The 21538-nt window shown below is 66.8% G+C and carries 22 protein-coding genes and 1 riboswitch; of the genes, 11 read left to right on the top strand and 11 right to left on the bottom strand.

Going from position 1 to position 21538, the window contains the following annotated elements:
• The first annotated feature begins 204 nt into the window (after nucleotides 1-204).
• Nucleotides 205-792: a YajG family lipoprotein gene (locus ACA097_RS18085; protein WP_160288232.1), complete on the top strand. Its 588-nt coding sequence runs from the start codon at nucleotides 205-207 to the stop codon at nucleotides 790-792.
• Between the two features lie 60 nt (nucleotides 793-852).
• Here ACA097_RS18085 and ACA097_RS18090 read toward each other — a convergent pair whose 3' ends face one another.
• Nucleotides 853-1062: a hypothetical protein gene (locus ACA097_RS18090; RefSeq protein ID WP_043254846.1), complete on the bottom strand. Its 210-nt coding sequence runs from the start codon at nucleotides 1060-1062 to the stop codon at nucleotides 853-855.
• 271 nt (nucleotides 1063-1333) lie between these two features.
• Here ACA097_RS18090 and ACA097_RS18095 point away from each other — a divergent pair, with 271 nt between their 5' ends.
• Nucleotides 1334-1621, top strand: a complete 288-nt coding sequence (locus ACA097_RS18095) for a hypothetical protein (protein ID WP_043254844.1) — start codon at nucleotides 1334-1336, stop codon at nucleotides 1619-1621.
• Between the two features lie 106 nt (nucleotides 1622-1727).
• A protein-coding gene (locus tag ACA097_RS18100; RefSeq protein WP_371365016.1) for an IS3 family transposase occupies nucleotides 1728-2950 on the top strand; the annotation gives its coding sequence in 2 pieces (ribosomal slippage) (nucleotides 1728-2079 and nucleotides 2079-2950; 1224 coding nt in all).
• A 67-nt stretch (nucleotides 2951-3017) separates the two neighbouring features.
• Here ACA097_RS18100 and ACA097_RS18105 read toward each other — a convergent pair.
• Nucleotides 3018-4169 carry a 1-acyl-sn-glycerol-3-phosphate acyltransferase gene (locus tag ACA097_RS18105; RefSeq protein ID WP_084166704.1) on the bottom strand — a complete coding sequence of 384 codons (1152 nt, stop codon included), beginning with the start codon at nucleotides 4167-4169 and terminating at the stop codon, nucleotides 3018-3020.
• 134 nt (nucleotides 4170-4303) lie between these two features.
• On the opposite strand from ACA097_RS18105, the gene ACA097_RS18110 reads away from it, so the two are divergent.
• The 3 genes from ACA097_RS18110 to ACA097_RS18120 are packed head-to-tail and all read left to right on the top strand — an operon-like array spanning nucleotide 4304 to nucleotide 5385.
• Entirely contained in the window at nucleotides 4304-4486 is a 183-nt protein-coding gene (locus ACA097_RS18110; protein ID WP_043254841.1) for a CPXCG motif-containing cysteine-rich protein, read from the top strand.
• Nucleotides 4486-4749, top strand: a complete 264-nt coding sequence (locus tag ACA097_RS18115) for a DUF2007 domain-containing protein (RefSeq protein ID WP_043254839.1) — start codon at nucleotides 4486-4488, stop codon at nucleotides 4747-4749. Before ACA097_RS18110 ends, ACA097_RS18115 begins: the two co-directional genes overlap by 1 nt.
• An 18-nt stretch (nucleotides 4750-4767) precedes the next feature.
• Nucleotides 4768-5385, top strand: a complete 618-nt coding sequence (locus tag ACA097_RS18120) for an SOS response-associated peptidase (RefSeq protein WP_043254838.1) — start codon at nucleotides 4768-4770, stop codon at nucleotides 5383-5385.
• A 99-nt stretch (nucleotides 5386-5484) separates the two neighbouring features.
• On the opposite strand, the gene ACA097_RS18125 is transcribed toward ACA097_RS18120, so the two are convergent.
• Nucleotides 5485-7626 (bottom strand): methyl-accepting chemotaxis protein, encoded by a 2142-nt coding sequence (locus ACA097_RS18125; protein ID WP_160288230.1) that lies wholly within the window; start codon nucleotides 7624-7626, stop codon nucleotides 5485-5487.
• A 194-nt stretch (nucleotides 7627-7820) separates the two neighbouring features.
• On the opposite strand from ACA097_RS18125, the gene ACA097_RS18130 reads away from it, so the two are divergent.
• Together ACA097_RS18130 and ACA097_RS18135 are read left to right on the top strand one after the other, a co-directional pair.
• A complete protein-coding gene (locus ACA097_RS18130; RefSeq protein WP_043254835.1) occupies nucleotides 7821-8645 on the top strand; it encodes a M48 family metallopeptidase in 825 nt (274 codons plus the stop codon).
• Nucleotides 8646-8724: 79 nt separating this feature from the next.
• Entirely contained in the window at nucleotides 8725-9708 is a 984-nt protein-coding gene (locus tag ACA097_RS18135; RefSeq protein ID WP_043254833.1) for an NAD-dependent epimerase/dehydratase family protein, read from the top strand.
• Between the two features lie 92 nt (nucleotides 9709-9800).
• Here ACA097_RS18135 and ACA097_RS18140 read toward each other — a convergent pair whose 3' ends face one another.
• The 6 genes from ACA097_RS18140 to ACA097_RS18165 form a co-directional block, all read right to left on the bottom strand.
• Complete coding sequence (locus ACA097_RS18140; protein WP_043254831.1) at nucleotides 9801-10244, bottom strand: ketosteroid isomerase-related protein; 444 nt, start codon at nucleotides 10242-10244, stop codon at nucleotides 9801-9803.
• Nucleotides 10245-10340: 96 nt separating this feature from the next.
• Complete coding sequence (locus ACA097_RS18145) at nucleotides 10341-10922, bottom strand: TMEM165/GDT1 family protein (RefSeq protein WP_156958068.1); 582 nt, start codon at nucleotides 10920-10922, stop codon at nucleotides 10341-10343.
• 68 nt (nucleotides 10923-10990) lie between these two features.
• A riboswitch (yybP-ykoY riboswitch) is annotated at nucleotides 10991-11139 on the bottom strand.
• A gap of 40 nt (nucleotides 11140-11179) precedes the next feature.
• Nucleotides 11180-12655: an amino acid permease gene (locus ACA097_RS18150; RefSeq protein WP_043257677.1), complete on the bottom strand. Its 1476-nt coding sequence runs from the start codon at nucleotides 12653-12655 to the stop codon at nucleotides 11180-11182.
• 62 nt (nucleotides 12656-12717) lie between these two features.
• Nucleotides 12718-13722, bottom strand: coding sequence for a methyltransferase (locus ACA097_RS18155; protein ID WP_371365023.1), 1005 nt, complete (start codon nucleotides 13720-13722; stop codon nucleotides 12718-12720).
• Between the two features lie 52 nt (nucleotides 13723-13774).
• Complete coding sequence (locus ACA097_RS18160; protein ID WP_371365025.1) at nucleotides 13775-14530, bottom strand: DUF3658 domain-containing protein; 756 nt, start codon at nucleotides 14528-14530, stop codon at nucleotides 13775-13777.
• A complete protein-coding gene (locus tag ACA097_RS18165) occupies nucleotides 14530-15495 on the bottom strand; it encodes a 2-hydroxyacid dehydrogenase (RefSeq protein WP_371365027.1) in 966 nt (321 codons plus the stop codon). The genes ACA097_RS18160 and ACA097_RS18165 overlap by 1 nt, the downstream gene beginning before the upstream one ends.
• 83 nt (nucleotides 15496-15578) lie before the next feature.
• Here ACA097_RS18165 and ACA097_RS18170 point away from each other — a divergent pair, with 83 nt between their 5' ends.
• Nucleotides 15579-16208 (top strand): LysE family translocator, encoded by a 630-nt coding sequence (locus ACA097_RS18170; protein ID WP_371365029.1) that lies wholly within the window; start codon nucleotides 15579-15581, stop codon nucleotides 16206-16208.
• Nucleotides 16209-16270: 62 nt separating this feature from the next.
• Here the strand turns inward: ACA097_RS18170 and ACA097_RS18175 are convergent, their stop codons facing one another.
• Nucleotides 16271-17032 carry a helix-turn-helix transcriptional regulator gene (locus ACA097_RS18175; protein WP_371365031.1) on the bottom strand — a complete coding sequence of 254 codons (762 nt, stop codon included), beginning with the start codon at nucleotides 17030-17032 and terminating at the stop codon, nucleotides 16271-16273.
• 86 nt (nucleotides 17033-17118) lie between these two features.
• Here ACA097_RS18175 and ACA097_RS18180 point away from each other — a divergent pair, with 86 nt between their 5' ends.
• Nucleotides 17119-18300, top strand: coding sequence for an MFS transporter (locus tag ACA097_RS18180; RefSeq protein ID WP_371365033.1), 1182 nt, complete (start codon nucleotides 17119-17121; stop codon nucleotides 18298-18300).
• 53 nt (nucleotides 18301-18353) lie between these two features.
• Here the strand turns inward: ACA097_RS18180 and ACA097_RS18185 are convergent, their stop codons facing one another.
• A complete protein-coding gene (locus ACA097_RS18185; RefSeq protein ID WP_043254816.1) occupies nucleotides 18354-19529 on the bottom strand; it encodes an acetyl-CoA C-acyltransferase in 1176 nt (391 codons plus the stop codon).
• 192 nt (nucleotides 19530-19721) lie between these two features.
• On the opposite strand from ACA097_RS18185, the gene ACA097_RS18190 reads away from it, so the two are divergent.
• A complete protein-coding gene (locus tag ACA097_RS18190) occupies nucleotides 19722-21404 on the top strand; it encodes a fatty acid--CoA ligase (RefSeq protein ID WP_371365036.1) in 1683 nt (560 codons plus the stop codon).
• The last annotated feature ends 134 nt before the right edge of the window (nucleotides 21405-21538 follow it).

Raw genomic sequence — 21538 nt, forward strand, 5'->3', positions numbered from 1 at the left:
TATAACGACGAAATGGAAAAAATGCCTTCGCAGTTAGACTTTTTTCCTAGTTCTGGTCACTTGATTTCGTCGCCCGGCGGGGCCTTGCGAGGTGCCGAGGAACCCTGGGCAAGTTGCCAGCGTCCAAGTACCTGAGCGCTATCAGCGCGCTTCTCCGGCCGCTATACTCCCGGCCTTTCGTGTCCAACCCATGGAGACCAGAGCATGTTCCAGCGTGTGTTGCTCAGCCTGTTTGCCGCCGGCACCCTCGCCTTGTCCGGTTGCGCCCTCAGCCCGCAGCAACTGAACCCGGACCCGCAGTTCAAGGGTCAGCCCGTGGCTGTCGGTCAGGGCCAGCCGGTGGTGGTTAAAGTCGTCGATGGTCGTCAGAGCACCGAACTGGGGACCCGCGGCGGTCTCTACTCGGAAACCAGCTCGATCACCGTGCGCAGCCAGGACGTGATTCCCAAGCTGCAATCCCAGGCCGAAGCCGCCGTGCGCCTGCTCGGCTTCACCCCGTCGCCCAACGCCTACAACGCCCCGACCCTGACGCTGACCCTGGCCGAGCTGAAGTACCAGTCGCCCAAGGATGGCCTGTACGTGACCGAGGCCACCATCGGTGCGACCTTCCGCGTCGACGTGCAGAACAGCTCCAACCGCTATACCGGCCGCTATGGCGCGTCCCTCGACCAGCGCTTCGGCATGGCGCCGAACCAGCAGACCAACACCAAGCTGGTCAGCGACGTGCTGAGCGACGCCCTCGACCGCGTGTTCAAGGACCCGACCATCGGCCAGACCCTGAACCAGCGCTGAGTCTTTGGCGCAAACGAAAAAGCCCGGCAGACGCCGGGCTTTTTCATGGGCGCGAATTCGTCAGGCGGCAGCCTGGTGGAACGGGTCGGTCTCGTAGGCCGGCTGGCGTTCGTCGGCCTCCGGCAGGTCCAGGTGTTCATGGCCGCAGGCCTGGGTGTAGACCAGCCAGTGGTCGTCCTGGACGTTGAAGGAAAGCTCGGTGACGACGGCTTCGATTTCATCCAGGTGTTCGATCAGGTAGGCGCTTTCGTGGGCAACGATCTCGAGCATGACGGAATCTCCGTGGAATGGATCGGGGTGGCGAAAGGGGTTTTGCCAGTCACGTGCCAGGTCGAGAGAAACCCTTAGAACCCTTCTCGATAAAGCACACGTTCGTCGTGAATAAGACGACCGAGCTGGCTGCTGCCAATGGCGTGCAGATACAATCGCCGCCTAATTTTTCAGTCCCGTGACGGACCCCTGCGGTTCGTCGCCTTACGTGCAGAACTCGGCCTCGGCGTTTCAGCTTCAGGCGTGCAGTCCTGAAGTCTTGGAGGTTGTAATGTCGCTGCAGGCGCTCTGGAATCTGCTCCAGGCTCATCCCGGTCGTGTGGTCAACGACCTGGCCCTGTTCTTCTGCCTGGCCGGTGCCTGGCTGCTTTTCGCCACTCGTCGCCGCGAGCGCCATGCAGTTTCGCGCCTGGTCACCGAAGGTGAGGCCGAGACGTCGGCGCCTGCCGAGCTCGATCCAGCGACCGCGCGGATCAACCGTTTCTTCTATCACTTCGGCTTCGCCTGCCTGGCCGGGGCGGTCGTGCTGAGCAGCTACAGCACCCACCTGCGCGGCTGAGTGCACCGAAGCGATGCAAAAGGGCGCCCGAGGGCGCCCTTTTTGTTCGTTTTGTCCCGTCCTGAATAAGGTTTACACCTTCGCCCTTATTTCAGGAGAGCCCCCGATGGCAGAAGGTGTTCGTCGCAGCCAGCGTGATTACACGCTGGCTTTTAAACTGGCGGTGGTCGACCAGGTCGAAAAAGGCGAAATGAACTACAAGGAGGCTCAGGCCCGCTATGGCATCCAGGGCCGCTCGACGGTGCTGGTGTGGTTACGCAAGCATGGCCGGCAGGACTGGAACCAGGGCGCCTCCCTTCGAAAGGCTCGGAGCCCGGATATGAATACCCCGAAATTGCCGTTGACCCCGGAACAACGCATCAAGGAACTCGAGCAGCAGCTTGAGGTGATGAGCCAGAAGGCGCAGTTCTTCGAGGCCGTGGTGAATGTGCTGGAGAATGACTACGGCGTTTCGATCGTAAAAAAGCGTCCCGGCAAGTCCTCACGCAAAGGCAAGTCCAAGCGCTGAGTGTTAGCAGGGCTTGCCAGTTCATGGGCATCAGCCGCCAGGCGTACTACCAGCGCAACCGGGCGGCGGATCAGCGCAGCCAGCAGGATCGACAGATCGCCCAGTTCGTGCGGCAGGTGCGGATGCGTCAGCCGCGCCTGGGAGCACGCAAGCTGCATTATCTGTTGCAGCAGCAAGCGGAAGCCGCGTTGCGAGTTGGGCGCGATCGCCTGTTCCGGGTGCTGGCCGAGCACCGCCTGCTGGTTCGACCCAAGCGGGCGTACCACAAGACCACCCACAGTTTTCACCGGTTCCATCGCCATCCCAATCTGCTCAAGCCAGGGCCGCAACAGGTCTTGCCCGATGCGCCGGAGCGCGTCTGGGTTGCCGACATCACCTATCTGCCCAGCCAGAGCGGCCCGCTGTACCTGAGCCTGGTCACCGACGCCTATTCGCGCAAGATCGTCGGCCATCACGTCCACGACAGCCTGCACGCCGAGTCGGTGGCCCATGCCTACAGCCAGGCCCTGCGGCGCCGCACGACGCAGGAACCCCTGGTGCATCACTCCGACCGAGGAATTCAGTACTGCTCGGGGCTTTACCAACGCCTGCACGCGCAGCACGGAGCAATCTGCTCGATGACCGACGGCTACGACTGTTACCAGAATGCGCTGGCTGAGCGCGTCAACGGCATCCTGAAGAACGAGTTGCTGGAGCATCCTCCCGCCGACCTCGCGCAGGCGCGCCGCATGGTGCGTGAAGCCGTCGACATCTATAACCGCGAGCGCCCTCACCTGGCCCTGAAATACAAAACGCCCGATGCGGTGCATCGGGCGTTTTGAGGTCTGGAGCATGGCCTGAGAGGTGTAAACCTATTTCAGGACTAGACATTTCGCGAAGCTGACCCGATCAGCGCAGGCGGTACTGGTTCAGCACCGGAGTTGCGTACTGCAGGACCAGGTAGGGACGATGCTCTTCCGGGCAGGCGGCCAGGCGCCGTTGCCACTCTGCACGGGCGGCCTGCAGTTCGGCGGCGCCGAACAGGCTTTCGGCGCTTGGCACGGCCAGCGCCGGATCGCGCTGCTCGGACATCTCGTAGGCCAGGTAGTGCACCGGGAACAGCCGGTAGTTGCCGAGGATCTGCCGGTCGAGTTCGGCGGCCAGCAGCTTGGCGTCGGCGAAGTCGCCGGTCACCTCGTCGCCGAAGTTGATGTGCACCCGGCCTTTATAGCCGGTGATGCCCTGCGCGATGCTCGCGTCGTCCTCGCCCGGCGCCTTGCGGTATTCGCCGGTGGTGGCGCGGGTGAACAGCTCACGAGCCTTGGCCGCGTCGCAAGGGTCGTACTCGTAGCTGATCGACACCGGAATGATGTGCAGCTCGCGCACGACCTCGGCGAAGGGTTCGTCCTTGCGGCTCATGTGGAACATCTTGAGGATCGCCGAATCGGTACGGTCGTCACCGTCCTTGGCGCGTCCCTCGGCCTGGGCGATCCACACCGACTCGCCGTCGACGCGGATCGAGTGGTTGATGTACGCCGACAGGTTGTTGTACGCCGCCAGCTTCTCGCGCCGGCCGGTGATCGAGCGGTGCACGATGAAGCTCTTGTTCAGGCGCATCAGGTCGCTGACGAAGGGCCGCTGCAGCAGGTTGTCGCCGATGGCGATGCGCGGCGTCGGCAGCTTGGCGTGGTAGATGGCGTAGTTGCAGAACGCCGGGTCCATCACGATGTCGCGATGGTTGGCGAGGAACAGGTAGGCGCGGCCTGACTTGAGGTTCTCGACACCCGAGTAGGTGACGCCGTCGGTGGCGTGCTCGATGGTGCGATCGACGTAGGGCTCGAACTTGTGCTGCAGGTCGTCCACGCTGCGGATGCCGGTGACTTCGCGCGCCAGGCGGTGGGCGATCAGCGGTCGCAGCAGCCAGCCGAAGGGGCCGGACAGGCGGGGATAGCGATAACGCGCCAGAATGGTGAGGAAGGCGTCGTCGCTCAGCAGGCGTTGCAGCACAGCCGGGACTTCGGCGTCGTTATACGGTCGGATGGCTTCGAACTCGCCCATCATGCTCTCTTGTTCATGGGTGTAACTGGCGTGGCCCGCTCTAGCGCGGGCTCTTCCCCCGGAAAGACCGGCCCACGCATGAGCGGGGCCGGTAAAAAGACCGCGGGAGTATAACGGAAGTCACAGGGGAACCTGCGATGCTCGAAACCCAGGACTATGCGTGCCCTTACTGCGGGGAACCGGCCGAGGCCGTGCTAGACCTCTCCGGCGGCGACCAGCAGTACTACGAGGATTGCCCGGTGTGCTGCCGGCCGATCCTCTTCCAGTTGCAGACCGACGGCGTCCAGTGGTCGCTGGAGGTTCACCGGGAGGACGATTGATGCAGCGCGTCTACGAACCGGCCGACCTGGCCGAAGCCGAGTTGCTCTCCGGCGTGCTCGCCAGCGAGGGCATCACCTGCCACCTGGGCGGGCGCCATCTGCTCGGCGGCATCGGTGAATTGCCGATGCATGGGTTGCTGCACCTGTGGGTGGAAGACGCCGATGCGCAGCGCGCGCGTGGCTTGATCGAAGCGTACAATGCCGCGCAGCCCTTGCCGGGCCCGCCGGATGACGTCGAGCAGTCCGGTTTCCTGCTCTGCTGAGCCTGTGCTGGAGCCCGAATGACCGCCCGCTATGCCCTGTTCCGCTGGAATCGCGAGATCGCCGAATTGCCGGGCTTTCCCGCTGGCTTCACGGCCCGCTGGAACCTCGCCCCCGGCGCGCAGTTGCTGATGCTGCGCATGGAGGACGGCCAGCGTCGCGCCGACCTCGCGCGCTGGGGCCTGACCCCGCCCTGGCTCACCGATCTGTCGAAGACGCCGGCCCACGCCCGCGCCGAAACCCTGGCCGAACAACCGATGTTCCGCGACGCCTTCGCCAAGCGCCGCTGCCTGGTGCCGGCCAACGGCTTCTACGAATGGCGCGGCGTGCGCAAGCGCCCGTATTGGGTGGTCGGTGCCACCGGGCTGAGCTATTTCGCTGGAGTCTGGGAGGCCTATCCGGTGTCCGGCCACACCTATCTCAGCCTGGCGCTGGTGACCCAGGCCGCCGGCGAGATGCGCCGTCCGCTGCTGCTGGAAGAGGAGGGCGATCGCGCCCTCTGGCTGGACGCGGAAGCGCCGGTCAGCAAGCTGCTGAGCATCCTGGCGCGGCCGCAGGTGCGCCTGCGCGACCAGGCGCTGGCGAATATCGTGAACGATCCGAAGTGCGACGGGCCGGAGTGCCTGACCCCGGCTTGACCGCGCGGGTTTCATTTGCAGGAGCGCGCCGTACGCGCGATTCGCGGCCATGGGCCGCTCCTACGGGAACCCTGCGGGCGCAGGGCTCCCATCGGGACTTCAGACCCTGAACTGATTCACCAGCCGGCGCTGCTGCTCGGCCAGCTTGGTCAGCTCGGCGCTGGCCTGGGAAGCCTCGTCCGCGCCGCCGGCCACCTGGTTGGCGACCAGGCCGATGTTGGCGACGTTGCGGTTGATGTCCTCGGCCACCGCGCTCTGTTCTTCGGCGGCGCTGGCGATCTGGGTGTTCATGTCGTTGATCACCGACACCGCCTGGGTGATCGACTCCAGCGCCTGTGCCGCTTCCTGGGAATGGCGCACGCTGTCGTCGGTCTTCTCCTGGCTGTCCTGCATCACCTGCACCACTTCGCGGGTGCCGTTCTGCAGTTGCTGGATCATCGACTGGATTTCCTGGGTCGCCTGCTGGGTCTTCTGCGCCAGGTTGCGCACCTCGTCGGCCACCACGGCGAAGCCGCGACCCTGCTCGCCGGCGCGCGCCGCTTCGATGGCCGCGTTGAGGGCCAGCAGGTTGGTCTGTTCGGCAATGCCGCGGATCGCCACCAGGATCGCGTTGATGTTTTCGCTGTCGCGGGCCAGGGTCTGCACCACGCCGACGGCGCGGCCGATCTCGGTGGCCAGCGCCTGGATGGCGGTAGCGCTGCTCTCGACGATGCGCTTGCCGTGGTGTGCGGCCTCGTCGGCGTGATGCGCCGCTTCCGCCGCGTGGGTGGCGTTGCGCGCCACGTCCTGGGCGGTGGCGGTCATCTCGTGGACGGCGGTGGCCACCAGCTCGATTTCCGCCAGCTGCTTCTGCACGCCCTGGTTGGTGCGGATGGCGATGTCCGCGGTGTGCTCGGAGGAGTCGCTGACGTGCTGCACCGAGGTCACCACCTGGCCGATCATGCCCTGCAGCTTGCCGAGGAAGGTGTTGAAGCCCTTGGCGATGGAGCCGAGTTCGTCGGCGCGGTCGCTGGACAGGCGGCGGGTGAGGTCGCCTTCGCCCTGGGCGATGTCGTCGAGCATGCCGACCAGTTGGCGCAGCGGACGGGCGATGCCGTGCCCGACCAGCCAGATCACCAGCAGGCCGATGGCGGCGATGAGCAGGCCGACCAGGGTCATGCCCAGGGTGTCGGAATCGCTCTGCGCCTTGAGGTCGCCTTGCAGTTGCTTGAGTTCGCCGAGCACGGCCTGGCGCGGGATTTCCAGCATCAGGGTCCAGCGGGTGCCGGTGTCGCCGATGGAGAAGGGCAGGAACAGCACGATGGAGTCGTGGGCGCTGTCCTGCACGTGCAGGGGCTCTTCGCCCTGAACCTTGGCCAGGTTCTCGGCCTGGGTGCTGTCGAGCACCTTGTTGGCGGGTTCGCCGAGTTTCTTGGCGTCCTTGGTGTAGGCGACCAGGCGGCCATTGGCGGAGATCAGCGCCAGCTCGCCGGCGCCGTCATAGAGGCCGGCATCGGCGGTCTTCAGCAGATCCTGGATGAAGTCCAGCGACAGGTCGGCGCCCACCGAGCCGCGGAACTGCCCCTTGACCAGGATGGGCGCGTTGAACGAGGACATCATCACCATCTTGCCGCCCATCTCATAGGGCGCCGGGTCGATCACGCAGGGCTTCAGGCGCTCTTTCGGGCACAGGTAGTACTCGCCCTCGCGAATGCCGGTGGGCAGCATCTTCTGGCTTTCCAGGGTGTCGCCCATGGCCTCGACGGTGAGGCTGCCGTCCGCCTTGCGGTACCACCAGGGCATGAAGCGCCCGCTGGCGTCGTAGCCGGCGCCGGCCTGGCCGGCGTAAAGGCTGTCCTGGCCGGCGAAGGCATTGGGTTCCCAGCCGGCGAAGGCGTCGAGCAGCTTGGGGTTCTGCTGCACGGTCTGGCGCAGCAGGGTGGACATCTCGCCACGGCTGATGCCCAGCACCGGTTTGCCCTCGGCGTCCTTCTCGTCCATCAGCATGTTGGTCTGGGCCAGGCCCTTGACCACGGTCAGCGGGTACTCGAGCTCACGCTGGATCTGGCTGGCCTGGGCGCGAGCCAGGGCGACCAGGCGCTCGTTGATGACCTGCTCCAGCAGGGCCTGGGTCCGCTCCTGGACCAGGCTCTGGGTACGGCCACCGGCGAACAGCGCGTAAAGCACCAGCGCCGCCACCACTGCAAGGACGCTGGCTCCGGCCAGCGCCACCACGGAAAACTGGATCGACTTGAACTTCATGACGAATTACTCGCGTGCCAGGGACAGCCTGTCCTTCTATATCGACCGGGCTAGGGGATTTCCTTAGGCAGGCGTTGTAATGGGTTGTAACGCGGATGTGTCGAGGCGCTTGCGGAGCTGTTGCCCGCGTTCGGGGGGACGCCTACCATTGCGCGCTGTCCAAGGGACGAATGTGCTTCGTCAGGAGAACCACTATGTCCACCCGTTTCCGTTTCGCCGCCCTGGTCCCGGTCCTGCTGCTGACCGCTTGCCAGCCGGTGAACACCACCAGCGGCGGTGCCGTTGGCGTACAGCGTCAGCAGTACATGTTCAGCATGCTGTCCAGCCAGCAGGTCGACCAGATGTACTCGCAGTCCTATCAGAAGACCGTCGGCGAGGCGAAGACCGCCGGCAAGCTCGACAACGACAGTGCCGACGGCAAGCGCGTCAAGGCCATCGCCGCGCGCCTGATCCCGCAGACCGGCGCCTTCCGCCAGGACGCCCCGGGCTGGGACTGGCAGGTCAACCTGGTGAAGAGCGACGAGCTCAACGCCAACTGCGGCCCCGGCGGCAAGATCATCTTCTACAGCGGCCTGATCGATAAGCTGCACCTCTCCGACGACGAGATCGCCGCGGTGATGGGCCACGAGATCGCCCACGCCCTGCGCGAGCACGGCCGCGAGCAGATGTCCCGCGCCTACGCCGTGCAGATGGGCGAGAGCCTCGGCGGTGCGCTGCTCGGCCTGGGCCAGGGTGGCATGCAGATGGCCGACCAGGTGGTGCAGTACAGCCTGACCCTGCCCAACAGCCGGCAGAACGAGACCGAGGCCGACCTGATCGGCCTGGAGCTGGCCGCCCGCGCCGGCTACAACCCCAACGCCGCGCTGACCCTGTGGCAGAAGATGGGCCAGGCTGGCGGTGGCGAGGCGCCGCCGGAGATCCTCAGTACCCACCCGGCGGACAGCACGCGCATGGCCAATCTGCAGGCCGCCATTCCCAAGGTGATGCCGCTGTACGAACAGGCCAAGGGCCGCAATTGATACACGGGGGGATCGAGCGCCTCGATCCGTTGCTGCCGGCCGCACGCGCGGCCGGCCCGGGCATCAACAGGGAGCGCCTGTGAAAATCGCAGTACTGGGAGCCACCGGGCTTCTCGGCCACCATGCCGCCCGCGCCATCAAGGCTGCCGGGCACGAGTTGGTGCTGATCCATCGACCTTCCTCGCAGATCCAGCGCCTGGCCTATCTGCAGCCGGAGTGCCGCGTCGCCGAGCTGTACGACTACCGTGGTCTGGAGCGCGCCCTGAGCGGGCTCGACGCGGTGATCTTCAGCGCCGGCTACTACCCCAAGCGGCCGCGTCGCTGGCAGGAAGAAGTGGCCAGCGCGCTGGACCAGACCAACCATTTCTACGCCGCCTGCCAGCACAACAAGGTGCCGCGCATTCTTTATGTCGGCTCGGCCTTCGCCCTGCCCATGCACCCGCAGGGGCTGCCCGGGCACGAAGGGCTGTTCTACGAAGGGCTGCCCACCGGCAAGAGCGCCTACGTGATGTGCAAGTGGGCGCTCGACGAGCAGGCCCGTGAGCAGGCTCGCGGCGGTCTGCCGGTGGTCATCGGCATTCCCGGCATGGTGCTGGGCGAGTTGGACATCGGCCCGACCACGGGGCGCCTGATCACGGCCATCGGCCGTGGCGAGATGTCCCATTACGTGCCTGGGCGGCGCAACGTCATCGATGCCGGCGAGGCGGGGCGCGGGCTGCTGCAGACGCTGGAGCGCGGACGCATCGGCGAGCGCTACCTGCTGACTGGGCATAACGTCGAGATGGGCGAACTGACCGCGACCATCGCCCAGTTGCTGGGCAAGCCGGCACCGCTGCCGATGCCGCTGCATCGCGCCCGCGCGCTGGCGACCCTGGGCCGCTGGCGCTACCGGCTGACCGGCAAGCTGCCGTTGCTCGACGACACCGCCATCGAGGTCATGGCCGGCGGGCAGTTCCTCGACGGGCGCAAGGCCCGCGACGAGCTGGGCTTCCAGAGCAGCGTGCCGCTGGAAGATACGCTGCGCCGGGCGATCGCCTGGTTCCGCTCCAACGGCTACCTGTGAGGCTGGCTGGGTCCCCGCGTTCGCGGGGATGACCTGTGTAGGAGCGGCCCATGGCCGCGAATCGCGCGCATGGCGCGCTCCTACAGGGTTGGCTAGGGCAGCGTCTGCTCCGCCAACGGCCGGGGTTGCAGGCCCATCTGGCTGCGGAAGCTTTCCATGTCGATCAGCGTGCAGAGTTCCTGCAGCTGGCCCTGGCTGTTGAACAACCAGAAGGCCATGCCGGGGATGCTCACCACGCGGTCGCTGGCCGGATAGCCGAAGGCCGGGCGGCTGATGCTGCCGACCAGGGTGCTCCAGGTGAACACCTTGTTGCCTTCCTGGAGGCACTCCTCGATGACCACGTCCAGCTCGTCCATGGACGCGCGGATGCCTTCGATCAGGCGGCAGTAGCCGGCGCTGCCCAGGGGCTGGGCGGCGAAGCTGCTCTTGTAGAGGAAGTCGGGGCTGTGCATCTGGCTGGCCAGGGCCAGGCGGCCCTTGTTCCAGCTCAGGTCGATGTGATGGCGCGCCAGGCGCTTGAGGTCCTTGTCGGTCATGGCTGTTTCCTTCAGCAGGGGGCGACGGCCGACAGTCTAGGAGCTGGTGCGGCGGCCGGGCATTGGCCCGACCGCCGGTGGTTAGCGTCAGAAACCTCAGAACAACCCGGAGAGCTTCGCCGCGTGCCAGGCTGCAGCCAGGCCGAGCACGGCGAAGGCGCTGGCCGCCAGGCGGCGGATGAGCGCCAGCGGCAGGCGTTCGGCGGCGAAGTTGCCGGCCAGGACGACTGGCACGTTGGCCAGCAACATGCCGATGGTGGTGCCGGCCACGACCAGCCAGAAATGCGGGTACTGTGCGGCGAGCATCACGGTGGCGACCTGGGTCTTGTCGCCCATCTCGGCGAGGAAGAAGGCGATCAGGGTGGTGAGGAACGGGCCGAACTTCTTCAGGCCGCCGCCTTCGTCGTCGTCCAGCTTGTCCGGAATCAGCGTCCAGGCCGCTACGGCAAGGAAGGAGGCGGCCAGCAGCCAGCTCAGCGTGGCTTCGGAAAAGAAGGTCGAGACCCATTTGCCGACGGCGCCAGCGACGAAGTGGTTGGCCAGGGTGGCGGCGATGATGCCGGCGATGATCGGCCAGGGCTTGCGGAAGCGCGCGGCGAGGACGAGGGCGAGCAGTTGCGTCTTGTCGCCGATTTCGGCGAGGGCGACCACGAGGATCGGGACGAAGAGGGATTCCATCAGGCTTTTTCCTTGGGGGCGGGTCGACAGAGCACCATGACACGTGCCATCCGCCCGCCCCGGGCCGGATCGCTCGTGTCATAGGTCTTGTCAAACCCTCGGCCCGGGAGACGGGCCTGAGGTCGCACGCGCCATGGCCTGTGGGCCAAGTATGTTGACGCGCGCCGGGCGAGGGCCGCAGGCCGCTCGCGGGAGACTACTCCCCTAGGACGGCGCGCATTCTGCCCAACTCGGGCAGGGAGGGCAAGGCGCGCCGGTCAGTCGTCGTCGCCAGCGCGGACGTCCATTTCCTCGTAGCGCACGAAGCGGCTGCCGTGCTTGAGCCGGTAGCCCCACCAGATCGCCAGGAACAGCGGCAGGCTGATGTAGGTGGCGGCCAGGCCCGCCCAGTCGATGCGCTCGCCGATGAAGGCCTGGTAGTTCTGCCCGAGGGTGATCGCCAGGCACAGGCTGAAGGCGAACAGCGGGCCGAAGGGGAACCACTTGGCGCGGTAGGGCAGGTCCTCCAGGCGCCCGCCCTGTGCCAGGAAGCCCTTGCGGAAGCGGTAGTGCGAGGCGGCGATGCCCAGCCAGACGATGAAGCCGCACATGCCCGAGGTGTTCAGCAGCCAGGTGTAGACGGTCTTGTCGCCGATGAAGCTGGTGAGGAAGCACAGCGCGCCGACCAGGGTGGTGGCCAGCAGCGCCTGGCGCGGCACACCGCTCTTCGACAGTTGGGCAAACACGCGCGGGGCCTGGCCGTGCACGGCCATCATGTAGAGCATGCGGGTCGAGGCGTACATCCCGGAGTTGCCGGCGGAGAGGATCGCCGAAAGGATCACCGCGTTCATCACCCCGGCTGCGGCCGCGAGGCCGGCGCGCTGGAACAGCAGGGTGAACGGCGAGGTGCTGATGTCGCTGCTGTCGGTCTTCAGCAGGTTGGGATCGGTGTAGGGAATCAGCATGCCGATGACGAAGATCGCCAGGATGTAGAACATCAGGATTCGCCAGAACACCTGGCGGATCGCCTTGGGGATCGACTTGTGCGGGTGCTCCGACTCGCCGGCGGCGACCCCGATCAGTTCGGTGCCCTGGAACGAGAAGCCGGCGATCATCGCCACCCCGATCATCGCCTGCAGGCCACCAACGAAGGGCGCGTCGCCAGTGGTGAAGTTGCTGAATCCGGGCGCGTCGATGCCGTGCATGATGCCGACGATGCTGGCCAGGCCGATGCCGATGAAGATCACCACGGCGACCACCTTGATCAGCGCGAACCAGAACTCGGCCTCGCCGAAGCCCTTCACCGAGAAGACGTTGAGCAGGAACATGATGGCGAGGAAGCCGGCGCTCCAGTAGATGCCTGGAACGTCGGGGAACCAGAAGTTCATCACCAGCTGCGCCGCGACCAGTTCCGCGGCGATGGTCACCGCCCAGTTGTACCAGTAGTTCCAACCCATGGCGAAGCCGAAGCCGTCGTCGACGAAGCGGCTGCCGTAGGTCGAGAAGGACCCCGAATCGGGAATGTAGGCGGCCATCTCGCCGAGGCTGGTCATCAGGAAGAACACCATGACGCCGATCAGCGCATAGGCCAGCAGGGCGCCGCCCGGGCCGGCGGTGGCCACCGTGCTGCCGGAGGCGACAAACAGGCCGGTGCCGATGGAGCCGCCGATGGCGATCATGTTCAGGTGGCGCGGCTTGAGCGCGCGCTTGAGGTGGGGAGCGCTTTGCTGCGCCGACGCCGGAGCGTCATTCAGATTGCTGTTCACGGGAGTTCTCGGCTGGCGGGCGCTGGTGGCGCCCGGAATGAATCGGTGGCTCAGGCGCGCCGCGCGCTGTAGATGCGGAAGCCGTCGGCTTCGGCGAGGCTGCGGCAGGCTCCGAGGTGTTCCTCGATCAGCGGCGGATAGCGCAGGAAACTGTTGGCCACCAGGCGTAGTTCGCCGGTTGGGCGCAAGTGCTTCGCGGCTTCGCGCAGCAGGCGCTCGGTGGCCTCGTAGCTGGTGTGCACACCCTGGTGGAAGGGTGGGTTGCTGACGATTGCGGCCAGTTCGGTGGGCGCCGCATCGATGCCGTCGCCGGCGATCACGTCGCCCTCCAGGCCATTGGCGGCCAGGGTCAGGCGGCTGCTCTCGATGGCGAAGGCGTCGACATCGAGCAGGGTCAGGCGGCTCTGTGGATAACGTCGTTTTAGCGTCGCACCCAGCACGCCGGCACCGCAGCCGAAGTCCAGCACGTGGCCTGTCGGCAGGCCGTCGAGGTGCTCGAGCAGCAGGGCGCTGCCGCGGTCCAGGCGGCCATGGCTGAAGACGCCGGGCAGGGTCAGCACCTGCAGCTCGCCATCGGCCAGCGGCAGGCTGTAGCGCTGGGCCAGGGCGTGCAGGTCGGGGGCGGGCGGCGCTTCGCCGATGCGGGCGTGCCAGAGCTGGCAGTGGCGCGCGCTGTCGAGCTTGGCGGCTTTCGCCAGGGCGCCGAGTTGCTTGGCTGCGCGTTCGACGCCTGCGCGTTTCTCGCCGACCAGATAGAGGTGGCCGTTGGGCACCTGGCTGGCCAGCGCGGCCAGGAGATAGTCGGTCAGTTCGCGGGACTTGGGCAGGAACAGCACCGCGGCTTCGAACGGGCCGGGCGGCGGCGTCACGCCGAAATGGCAGCGGCCGGGGAAGCGTGCCTCGAGCAGACGTTGCTCGCCGGCGTGCCAGCTCCAGCCTTGCGCCTGGGGCAGCTCGCCGAGCAGGTCGTCGGCAGGCAGGCCGGCCAGCAGGACGTGGCCGCCGAGGCGTTCGATCTGGCGCAGCAGCACCTCGCTGGTGGGGGCGTTGGACATGCGGCCTCCTCGAAAAAAGGGCGCAAGCTTAGCAGGCCTGCGCCTTCACAGCCTAGGCGAGGCGCGCCTCCAGGTCGTCCCAGGGGCCGGTGCCACGGGTCTCGAGGCGGCCTTCGACGGCCAGTTGTCGCAGGCGCCAGAGGCTCAACAGGTCGGTGACGAAGAGGCCATCCACGCCAGCCATGACCGGTGCGATCAGGCGTCGCGCCGGGCGCCATTCGGCGGAGCATTCAGCCAGCAGGGCATTGTCGATGAGCGCGTAATCGGCGCCTTGCAGGCGGCCGTCCAGCCAGAGTCGCAGGGTGTCGTCGCGCTCGCGCCAGTGCTGCCATTGCGCGCCCAGTCGGTCACGCGAAGCCGAGTCGAGGTGCTCTGCCGGCAGTGCGGCCAATTTCGTGGGCGCTAGCATGGCGATGGCCCGGCGCGTGCCGCTGCGGCATTCGCCCGAACCGCCGGCAACGGCGTGCAATTCGACCCTGGCGGGCAACAAGGCGCAGACCCGGCGTAGTAGCAACTGCTCGCTGGCGCTGTCGCCGTGCCAGAGACACAGGCGCTCGACGTCGGGGGAGCGCAGCCACTGGGCGTCGGCGCTCAGTTCGGTGGCGATTGCTCGATCGGCCAGGACCTCGGCGCCAAGCTGGTGCCAGAAGCGTGCGCGTTCCAGGCAGGGTGGGGCATCGACGCCGTGAAGCGGCCCAACCGCCAGGTCGTCCGGCATCACGCGGACCGGTGCCGGCGGCAGGGCGCCGCTGGCCATGGCGGCGCGCAGGACCTCGGCCGCGTAGTCGCCGCAAACCAGGTGCAGCATCAGGCGTTGACCTGGCGCAGCGGCTGGCCGGCGAAGAAGGCTGCGGCGTTCTCCGCGACCTGGCCGACGATGCGCTGGCGGGCTTCGCGGCTGCCCCAGGCATTGTGCGGGGTGACGATCAGGCGCGGGATGTCGCCAGCCAGCAGCGGGTTGCCGTCCTTCGGCGGTTCGACGCTGAGCACGTCGGTGGCGGCGCCGCCGAGGTGGCCGCGGCGCAGGGTGTCGGCCAGGGCCTGCTCGTCGATCAGGCCGCCGCGCGCGGTGTTGATCAGGAAGGCACCGGGCTTCATCAGGTCCAGTTCGCGTTGGCCGAGCATGCCGCGGGTCTGCTCGGTGAGCGGGCAGTGCAGGCTGAGCGCATCGACCTGCGGGAGCAGTTCGTCGAGCGCGAGGCGGTCCGCGCGGGGCGGGCGGCCGGGCAGTTGGCCGAGCAGTACGCGCATGCCGAAGGCTTCGGCCAGGCGGCCTACCGCGCTGCCCAGTTCGCCATGGCCGAGCAGGCCGAGGGTCTTGCCCTCCAGTTCGACGATGGGGAAGTCCAGCAGGCAGAACTGCGTGGCCTGCTGCCAGCGGCCGGCGCGGATCGCGCTCTGGTAGTCGGGCAGGCGAGTGGCCAGGGCGAGCAGCAGCAGGAGGGCGTGCTGCGCCACCGAGGCGGTGCCGTAGCCCTGGCAGTTGCACACCGCGATGCTCCGCGCGCGGGCGGCGGCCAGGTCGATGTTGTTGGTGCCAGTGGCGGTGACCAGGATCAGCTTCAGATCAGGGCATTGGGCGAGTGTGTCCGCATTGATCGGCGCCTTGTTGCTGATTGCCACGCTGGCGCCCTGCAGGCGAGCGGCGACCTGGTCCGGGGTGCTGGCGGCGTGCGTGACCAGTTCACCGAAGGCCTGGCGGAGCGGCTGCAGGTCGAGGTCGCCGAGGTCGAGGGAAGCGGTGTCGAGGAAGACGGCGCGGGCACTGTTCATCTGTAGCTGTACCTTTTGCGGAAAGCGGGGCGGGCGTAAGGTGGCCAGCCTAAACGGTTTTCTTGCCGATGTGCGGAGGCAGCATGTACTGGACGGAATTTCTCACCGTGGCGTTGATCCACCTGCTGGCGGTGGCCAGCCCGGGGCCGGACTTCGCCGTGGTGGTGCGCGAAAGCGTGACCCACGGCCGCCGCGCCGGCACCTGGACGGCGCTGGGCGTGGGCTGCGGCATCTTCATCCATGTCACCTACTCGCTGCTGGGCATCGGCCTGATCGTTTCCCAGTCGATCATGCTGTTCAACGTGCTCAAGTGGGCCGCCGCGGCCTACCTGTTCTATATCGGCATCAAGGCCCTGCGCGCCCGCCCGGCGCCTGTCGGTGCCGAGCAGGCAGCGCTTGAACAGGTGGATCGCAGTTCACGCGGCGCTTTCGTCAGCGGCTTCGTGACCAACGGCCTGAACCCGAAGGCGACGCTGTTCTTCCTCTCGCTGTTCACCGTGGTGATCAACCCGCACACGCCGCTGGCGATCCAGGCCGGCTACGGCGTCTACCTGGCTTGCGCCACTGCGGTCTGGTTCAGCTTCGTCGCCCTGCTGTTCAGCCAGCAGCGCGTGCGCGCCGGCTTCGCCCGCATGGGCCACTGGTTCGATCGGCTGATGGGCGCGGTGCTGGTGGCGCTGGGCGTGAAGCTGGCATTCACTTCGTTGCGCTGAGCAGGCACGCCAATCTCCTGTAGGAGCGGCCCATGGCCGCGAATCGCGCGCATGGCGCGCTCCTACAGGCTGTTCATCTTCCGCAATCCCTGCACGTATTCCCTTGGGTTCTCCCCGACCAGGCGCTTGAACATGGCGCTGAAGGCGCGCGCGCTGCCGTATCCCAGTTCGGCGGCAATGCGCTGCACGCTTGCGCCGGCCAGCAGGCGCGGTAGCGCTTCGGTCAGGCGCAGCTGCTGGCGCCATTCCTGGAAACTCATGCCCAGCTCCTGGCGGAACAGCCGCGCCAGGGTGCGCGAGCTGGCGCCCACTTCCAGTCCCCAGTCCTCCAGCGTGTGCGGATGCTCCGGGCGCTTCAGCAGCGCCAGGCAGATGCCGCGCAGGCGGCGGTCGGCGGGGAAGGGCAGGGCCAGCGGCAGGTGCTGCAGGCTGGCGATCTCCAGCAGCAGTAGGCGCTCCACCAGTTCGGCCGCCTCACCTCGCGGGGCGTCGATGGCACGCAGGATCAGTTCGCGCAGCAGCGGTGTCACCGCCAGGACGCAGCAACCCTCCAGGCCTGCCGGTTCGAACTTGGGCGCGAGATAGAGCGTGCGCATGCGCACCGCGCCGGACATGAAGATCTCGTGCTCGACCTGCGGTGGAATCCACACCGCGCGGGTCGGCGGAATGACCCAGGCGCCCTGGCCGGTGACCAGACGCATCAGGCCGTCGGCGGCGTAGAGCAACTGTGCCTGGCTGTGCCGGTGCGGCTCCACGTGGGCGCCGTCTTGGTAGTCGCGGGCGATGGCGGTGAGCCGCTCGCCGAAGGGGTAGTCGATGAGCATGTCCGGTCCGATGACTTTTCTGTCAGATATGCGGATGGCGGCCAACCTAGCATGGCCGGACAACCGCCAGAAAGCGCGAGCCCATCATGAGCCTTCCCCGCACCATCATCCGCTACGTCAACGCCGCCCACGTGCTCGACCACATGTTCATGCTGATCTTCCCCGCCGCGGTGCTGGGTATGTCGCAGAGCTTCGGCAAGAGCTACGCCGAGCTGATCGGCCTTTCGCTGGGTGGCTTCATCGCCTTTGGCGCCTGTTCGCTGCCGGCCGGTTGGCTGGGCGACAAGTGGGATCGCCGGCACATGCTGCTGCTGTTCTTCCTCGGTATTGGCGCGGCGGCGATCTTCACCGGCCTGAGCCAGTCAACCGCGATGCTGGCGCTGGGGTTGACGCTGGTCGGCGTCTTCGCCGCCATCTACCACCCGGTGGGCACCGCGATGCTGGTGGCGCACGCGCAGAATCGCGGCCACGAAATCGGTATCAACGGCATGTGGGGTAACCTCGGCGTGGCCTTCGCTGCGCTGCTGACCGGCTTCCTCACCGCGCATTTCGGCTGGCGAGCGGCATTCATCCTGCCCGGCGCCTTGGCCATTCTGGTCGGGCTGGGTTTCGCCTGGCAGGTTCGCCAGGAGGCGCCAGTGCAGGTGAAGCACAGCGCGCCGCGCGGCAAGGGCGGGCAGGCGGTTTCGATGCGCCTGGTGTTCGGCGTGCTTGCGCTGGTGACGTTGACCGGCGGGGTAGTGTTCAACGCCAGCACCGTGACTTATCCACGGCTGTTCCAGGTGCGCCTGCACGATCTGCTCGCCTCGCCGGAAAGCCTTGGCCTGGTGGTCGCCCTGGCTTATGCCTTCGGCGCCATTGCGCAGCTGATCATGGGCCGCCTGCTCGACCGCTTCAGCCTCAAGGGGCCGTTCATGCTGATGACCCTGTGTCAGGCCCCGCTGCTGGTGGCGCTGGCCTACGCCCAGGGCTGGTCGGTGGCGCTGTGTGGCGCGCTGTTCATGTTCGTGGTGTTCGGCCAGGTAACGGTGAATGACGCGATGGTCGCCAACTTCGTTGCGCCGCAGTGGCAGGCGCGAGTGTTCGCCCTGCGCTACTTCGTGTCCTTCGGTGCCAGTGCGGCGGCCATTCCGCTGATTGCCTACGTCGAGCCGCGCCAAGGGCTGGGTGGGCTCTATTTGCTGCTGGCCGTGCTCGGCGTTGTTACCTTCCTCGCCGCCCTGGTGTTTCCGCGTACCGCGCCGCACGCGGCCAGTGCCACCCGCTGAAACGAAAAGGGCGCGGCCAGTTGGCCGCGCCCTTCGCGTTACCGGTAACAGCCTTACAGCAGTTCGATGGCTACCGCGGTGGCTTCGCCGCCGCCGATGCACAGCGAGGCCACGCCGCGCTTGCCGCCTTTCTTCTGCAGGGCGTTGATCAGGGTGATGATGATCCGCGAGCCGGTGGAGCCGACCGGGTGGCCCTGGGCGCAGGCGCCGCCGTAGACGTTGACCTTGGCGTGGTCCAGGCCGTGTTCGCGCATGGCCAGCATGGTGACCATGGCGAAGGCTTCGTTGATCTCGAACAGGTCGACGTCGTCCTTGTTCCAGCCGGTCTTCTTGAACAGGTTGGTCATCGCGCCGATCGGGGCCAGGGTGAACTCGCTCGGGTCCTGGCTCTGGGTGGCGTGGCCGACGATCTTGGCCAGCGGCTTGAGGCCACGGCGAGCGGCTTCCTCGGCGGTCATCAGGACCAGCGCGGAGGCGCCGTCGGAGATCGAGCTGGCGTTGGCGGCGGTGATGGTGCCGTCCTTCTTGAAGGCCGGCTTCAGGCCCGGGATCTTGTCCAGGTTGGCGGTCAGCGGCTGTTCGTCGTCCTTCACCACGACCTCGCCCTTGCGGGTGGTCACGGTCACCGGAACGATTTCGCTGGCCAGCGAGCCGTCCTTGATGGCGGCCTGGGCGCGCTTGAGCGACTCGATGGCGTAGGCGTCCATCTCTTCACGGGTCACGCCGTACTGGTCGGCGGTTTCCTGGGCGAAGGAGCCCATCAGGCGGCCGGTGCGAGCGTCTTCCAGGCCGTCGAGGAACATGTGGTCCTTGATCTCGCCGTGGCCCATGCGCAGGCCGGTGCGGGCTTTCTCCAGGACGTAGGGGGCGTTGGACATGCTCTCCATGCCGCCGGCGATCATCACCTGGTTGGTCCCGGCCTTGAGCAGGTCGTGGGCCAGCATCACGGCCTTCATGCCCGAGCCGCACAGCTTGTTGATGGTGGTGCAGCCGGCGGCGCTCGGCAGGCCGGCGTTCAGCGCGGCCTGGCGGGCCGGGCCCTGCTTGAGGCCGGCGGGCAGTACGCAGCCCATGATCACTTCCTCGACATCGCTGGCCTGGATGCCGGCGCGGGCGACCGCTTCGCGAATGGCGATGGCGCCCAGGTCGACGGCGGACACCGCGGCCAGGCTGCCCTGGAAACCGCCCATGGGAGTACGGGCGCCGCTGACGATGACGATTTCGGACATGGCAAAACTACCTCTTGGCTTTTGTTCTGGGGACGGTCGTGAACGACCGGGCGGGGGCGATTCTACCGCGTGACCGGATCGCGCCAAAGAGTCACCCGCAAATCACTCTTTGGATGGATGAACGGTCATGGTCTGGGCCCTAGAGTCGGCAGCATTCTTTCTCCCGTACAAGATCCGACAGGTAAGCCGACGATGCTCAAGACCCGACTCCTCCCCGCCGCGGGCAATGCCTACCAGTACCCCCTGCTGATCAAGAGCCTGCTGCTCTCCGGGGCGCGCTACGAGCGCAGCCGCGAGATCGTCTACCGGGATCTGGTGCGCTACGACTACGCCACCTTCAACGAGCGGGTCGCGCGCCTGGCCAACGTGCTCAGCGAAGCCGGCGTGAAGGCCGGCGATACCGTCGCCGTGATGGATTGGGACAGCCACCGCTACCTGGAGTGCATGTTCGCCATTCCGATGATCGGCGCGGTACTGCATACCATCAACATCCGCCTCTCGCCGGACCAGATCCTCTACACCATGAACCACGCCGAGGACCGCTTCGTGCTGGTCAACGCCGAGTTCGTGCCGCTCTACCAGGGCATCGCCAGCCAGCTGGCCACGGTGCAGAAGACCCTTCTGCTGACCGACGGCGCGGACAAGAGCAGCCCGCTGCCCGACTGCGTCGGCGAATACGAGGCGCTGCTCGCCGCGGCCAGCCCGCGCTACGCCTTCCCCGACTTCGACGAGAACTCGGTGGCGACCACCTTCTACACCACCGGCACCACCGGCAATCCCAAGGGCGTGTACTTCACCCATCGCCAGCTGGTGCTGCACACCCTGGCCATGGCCTCGACCATCGGCAGCCTGGACAGCATCCGCCTGATGGGTAACGCCGACGTCTACATGCCGATCACCCCGATGTTCCACGTGCATGCCTGGGGCGTGCCGTACGTGGCGACCATGCTCGGCGTGAAGCAGGTGTACCCGGGCCGTTACGAGCCGGACATGCTCTGCCGGCTGATCCGCGAGGAGCAGGTGACCTTCTCCCACTGCGTGCCGACCATCCTGCAGATGATGCTCAACGCGCCGAGCGCCAAGGGCCACGACTTCGGCGGGCTCAAGGTGATCATCGGTGGCAGCGCACTGAACCGTGCGCTTTACGAGGCGGCCAAGGCCCGTGGTGTGCAGCTGACCGCCGCCTACGGCATGTCGGAAACCTGCCCGCTGATTTCCTGCGCCTACCTCAACGACGAGCTGATGGCCGGCAGCGAGGACGAGCGCACCACCTACCGCATCAAGGCCGGCGTGCCGGTGCCGATGGTGGACGCCGCCATCATGGACGAGCACGGCGAGCTCAAGCCGCACGACGGCGAGACCCAGGGCGAGCTGGTACTGCGTGCGCCCTGGCTGACCCAGGGCTACTTCAACGAGCCGGAGAAGAGCGAAGAGCTGTGGGCCGGCGGCTGGATGCACACCGGCGACGTCGCGACGCTCGACGGCATGGGTTACATCGACATCCGCGACCGCATCAAGGATGTCATCAAGACCGGCGGCGAGTGGCTCTCCTCGCTGGAGCTGGAAGACCTCATCAGCCGCCATGCGGCGGTACGTGAAGTAGCGGTGGTTGGCGTACCCGACCCGCAATGGGGCGAGCGTCCGTTCGCCCTGCTGGTGCTCGTCGAGGGCCAGCAGCTGGACGCCAAGGGCCTGAAGGAACACCTCAAGCCTTTCGTCGAGCAGGGCCATATCAACAAGTGGGCAATTCCGTCGCAGATCGCCGTTGTTACTGAAGTTCCCAAGACCAGCGTCGGCAAGCTCGACAAGAAGCGCATTCGCGTCGATATCGCCCGTTGGCAGGAGTCCGGCAGCGAGTTCCTCTCTACCGTCTGAGCCCCGCCACAGCCCACGGGCCGCCCAAGCAAGCGCTTGGCGCGGCCCGTTTCATTTCTGTTGCAATCGCCGCCCCCTCTAGTCCGCGCCTCGCTGACCGGTTCGAGTGCGAAATCACACTTTCGAGGGATCAA

It is taken from the genome of Pseudomonas sp. QL9 (assembly GCF_041409665.1).
Taxonomy (GTDB): domain Bacteria; phylum Pseudomonadota; class Gammaproteobacteria; order Pseudomonadales; family Pseudomonadaceae; genus Pseudomonas; species Pseudomonas knackmussii.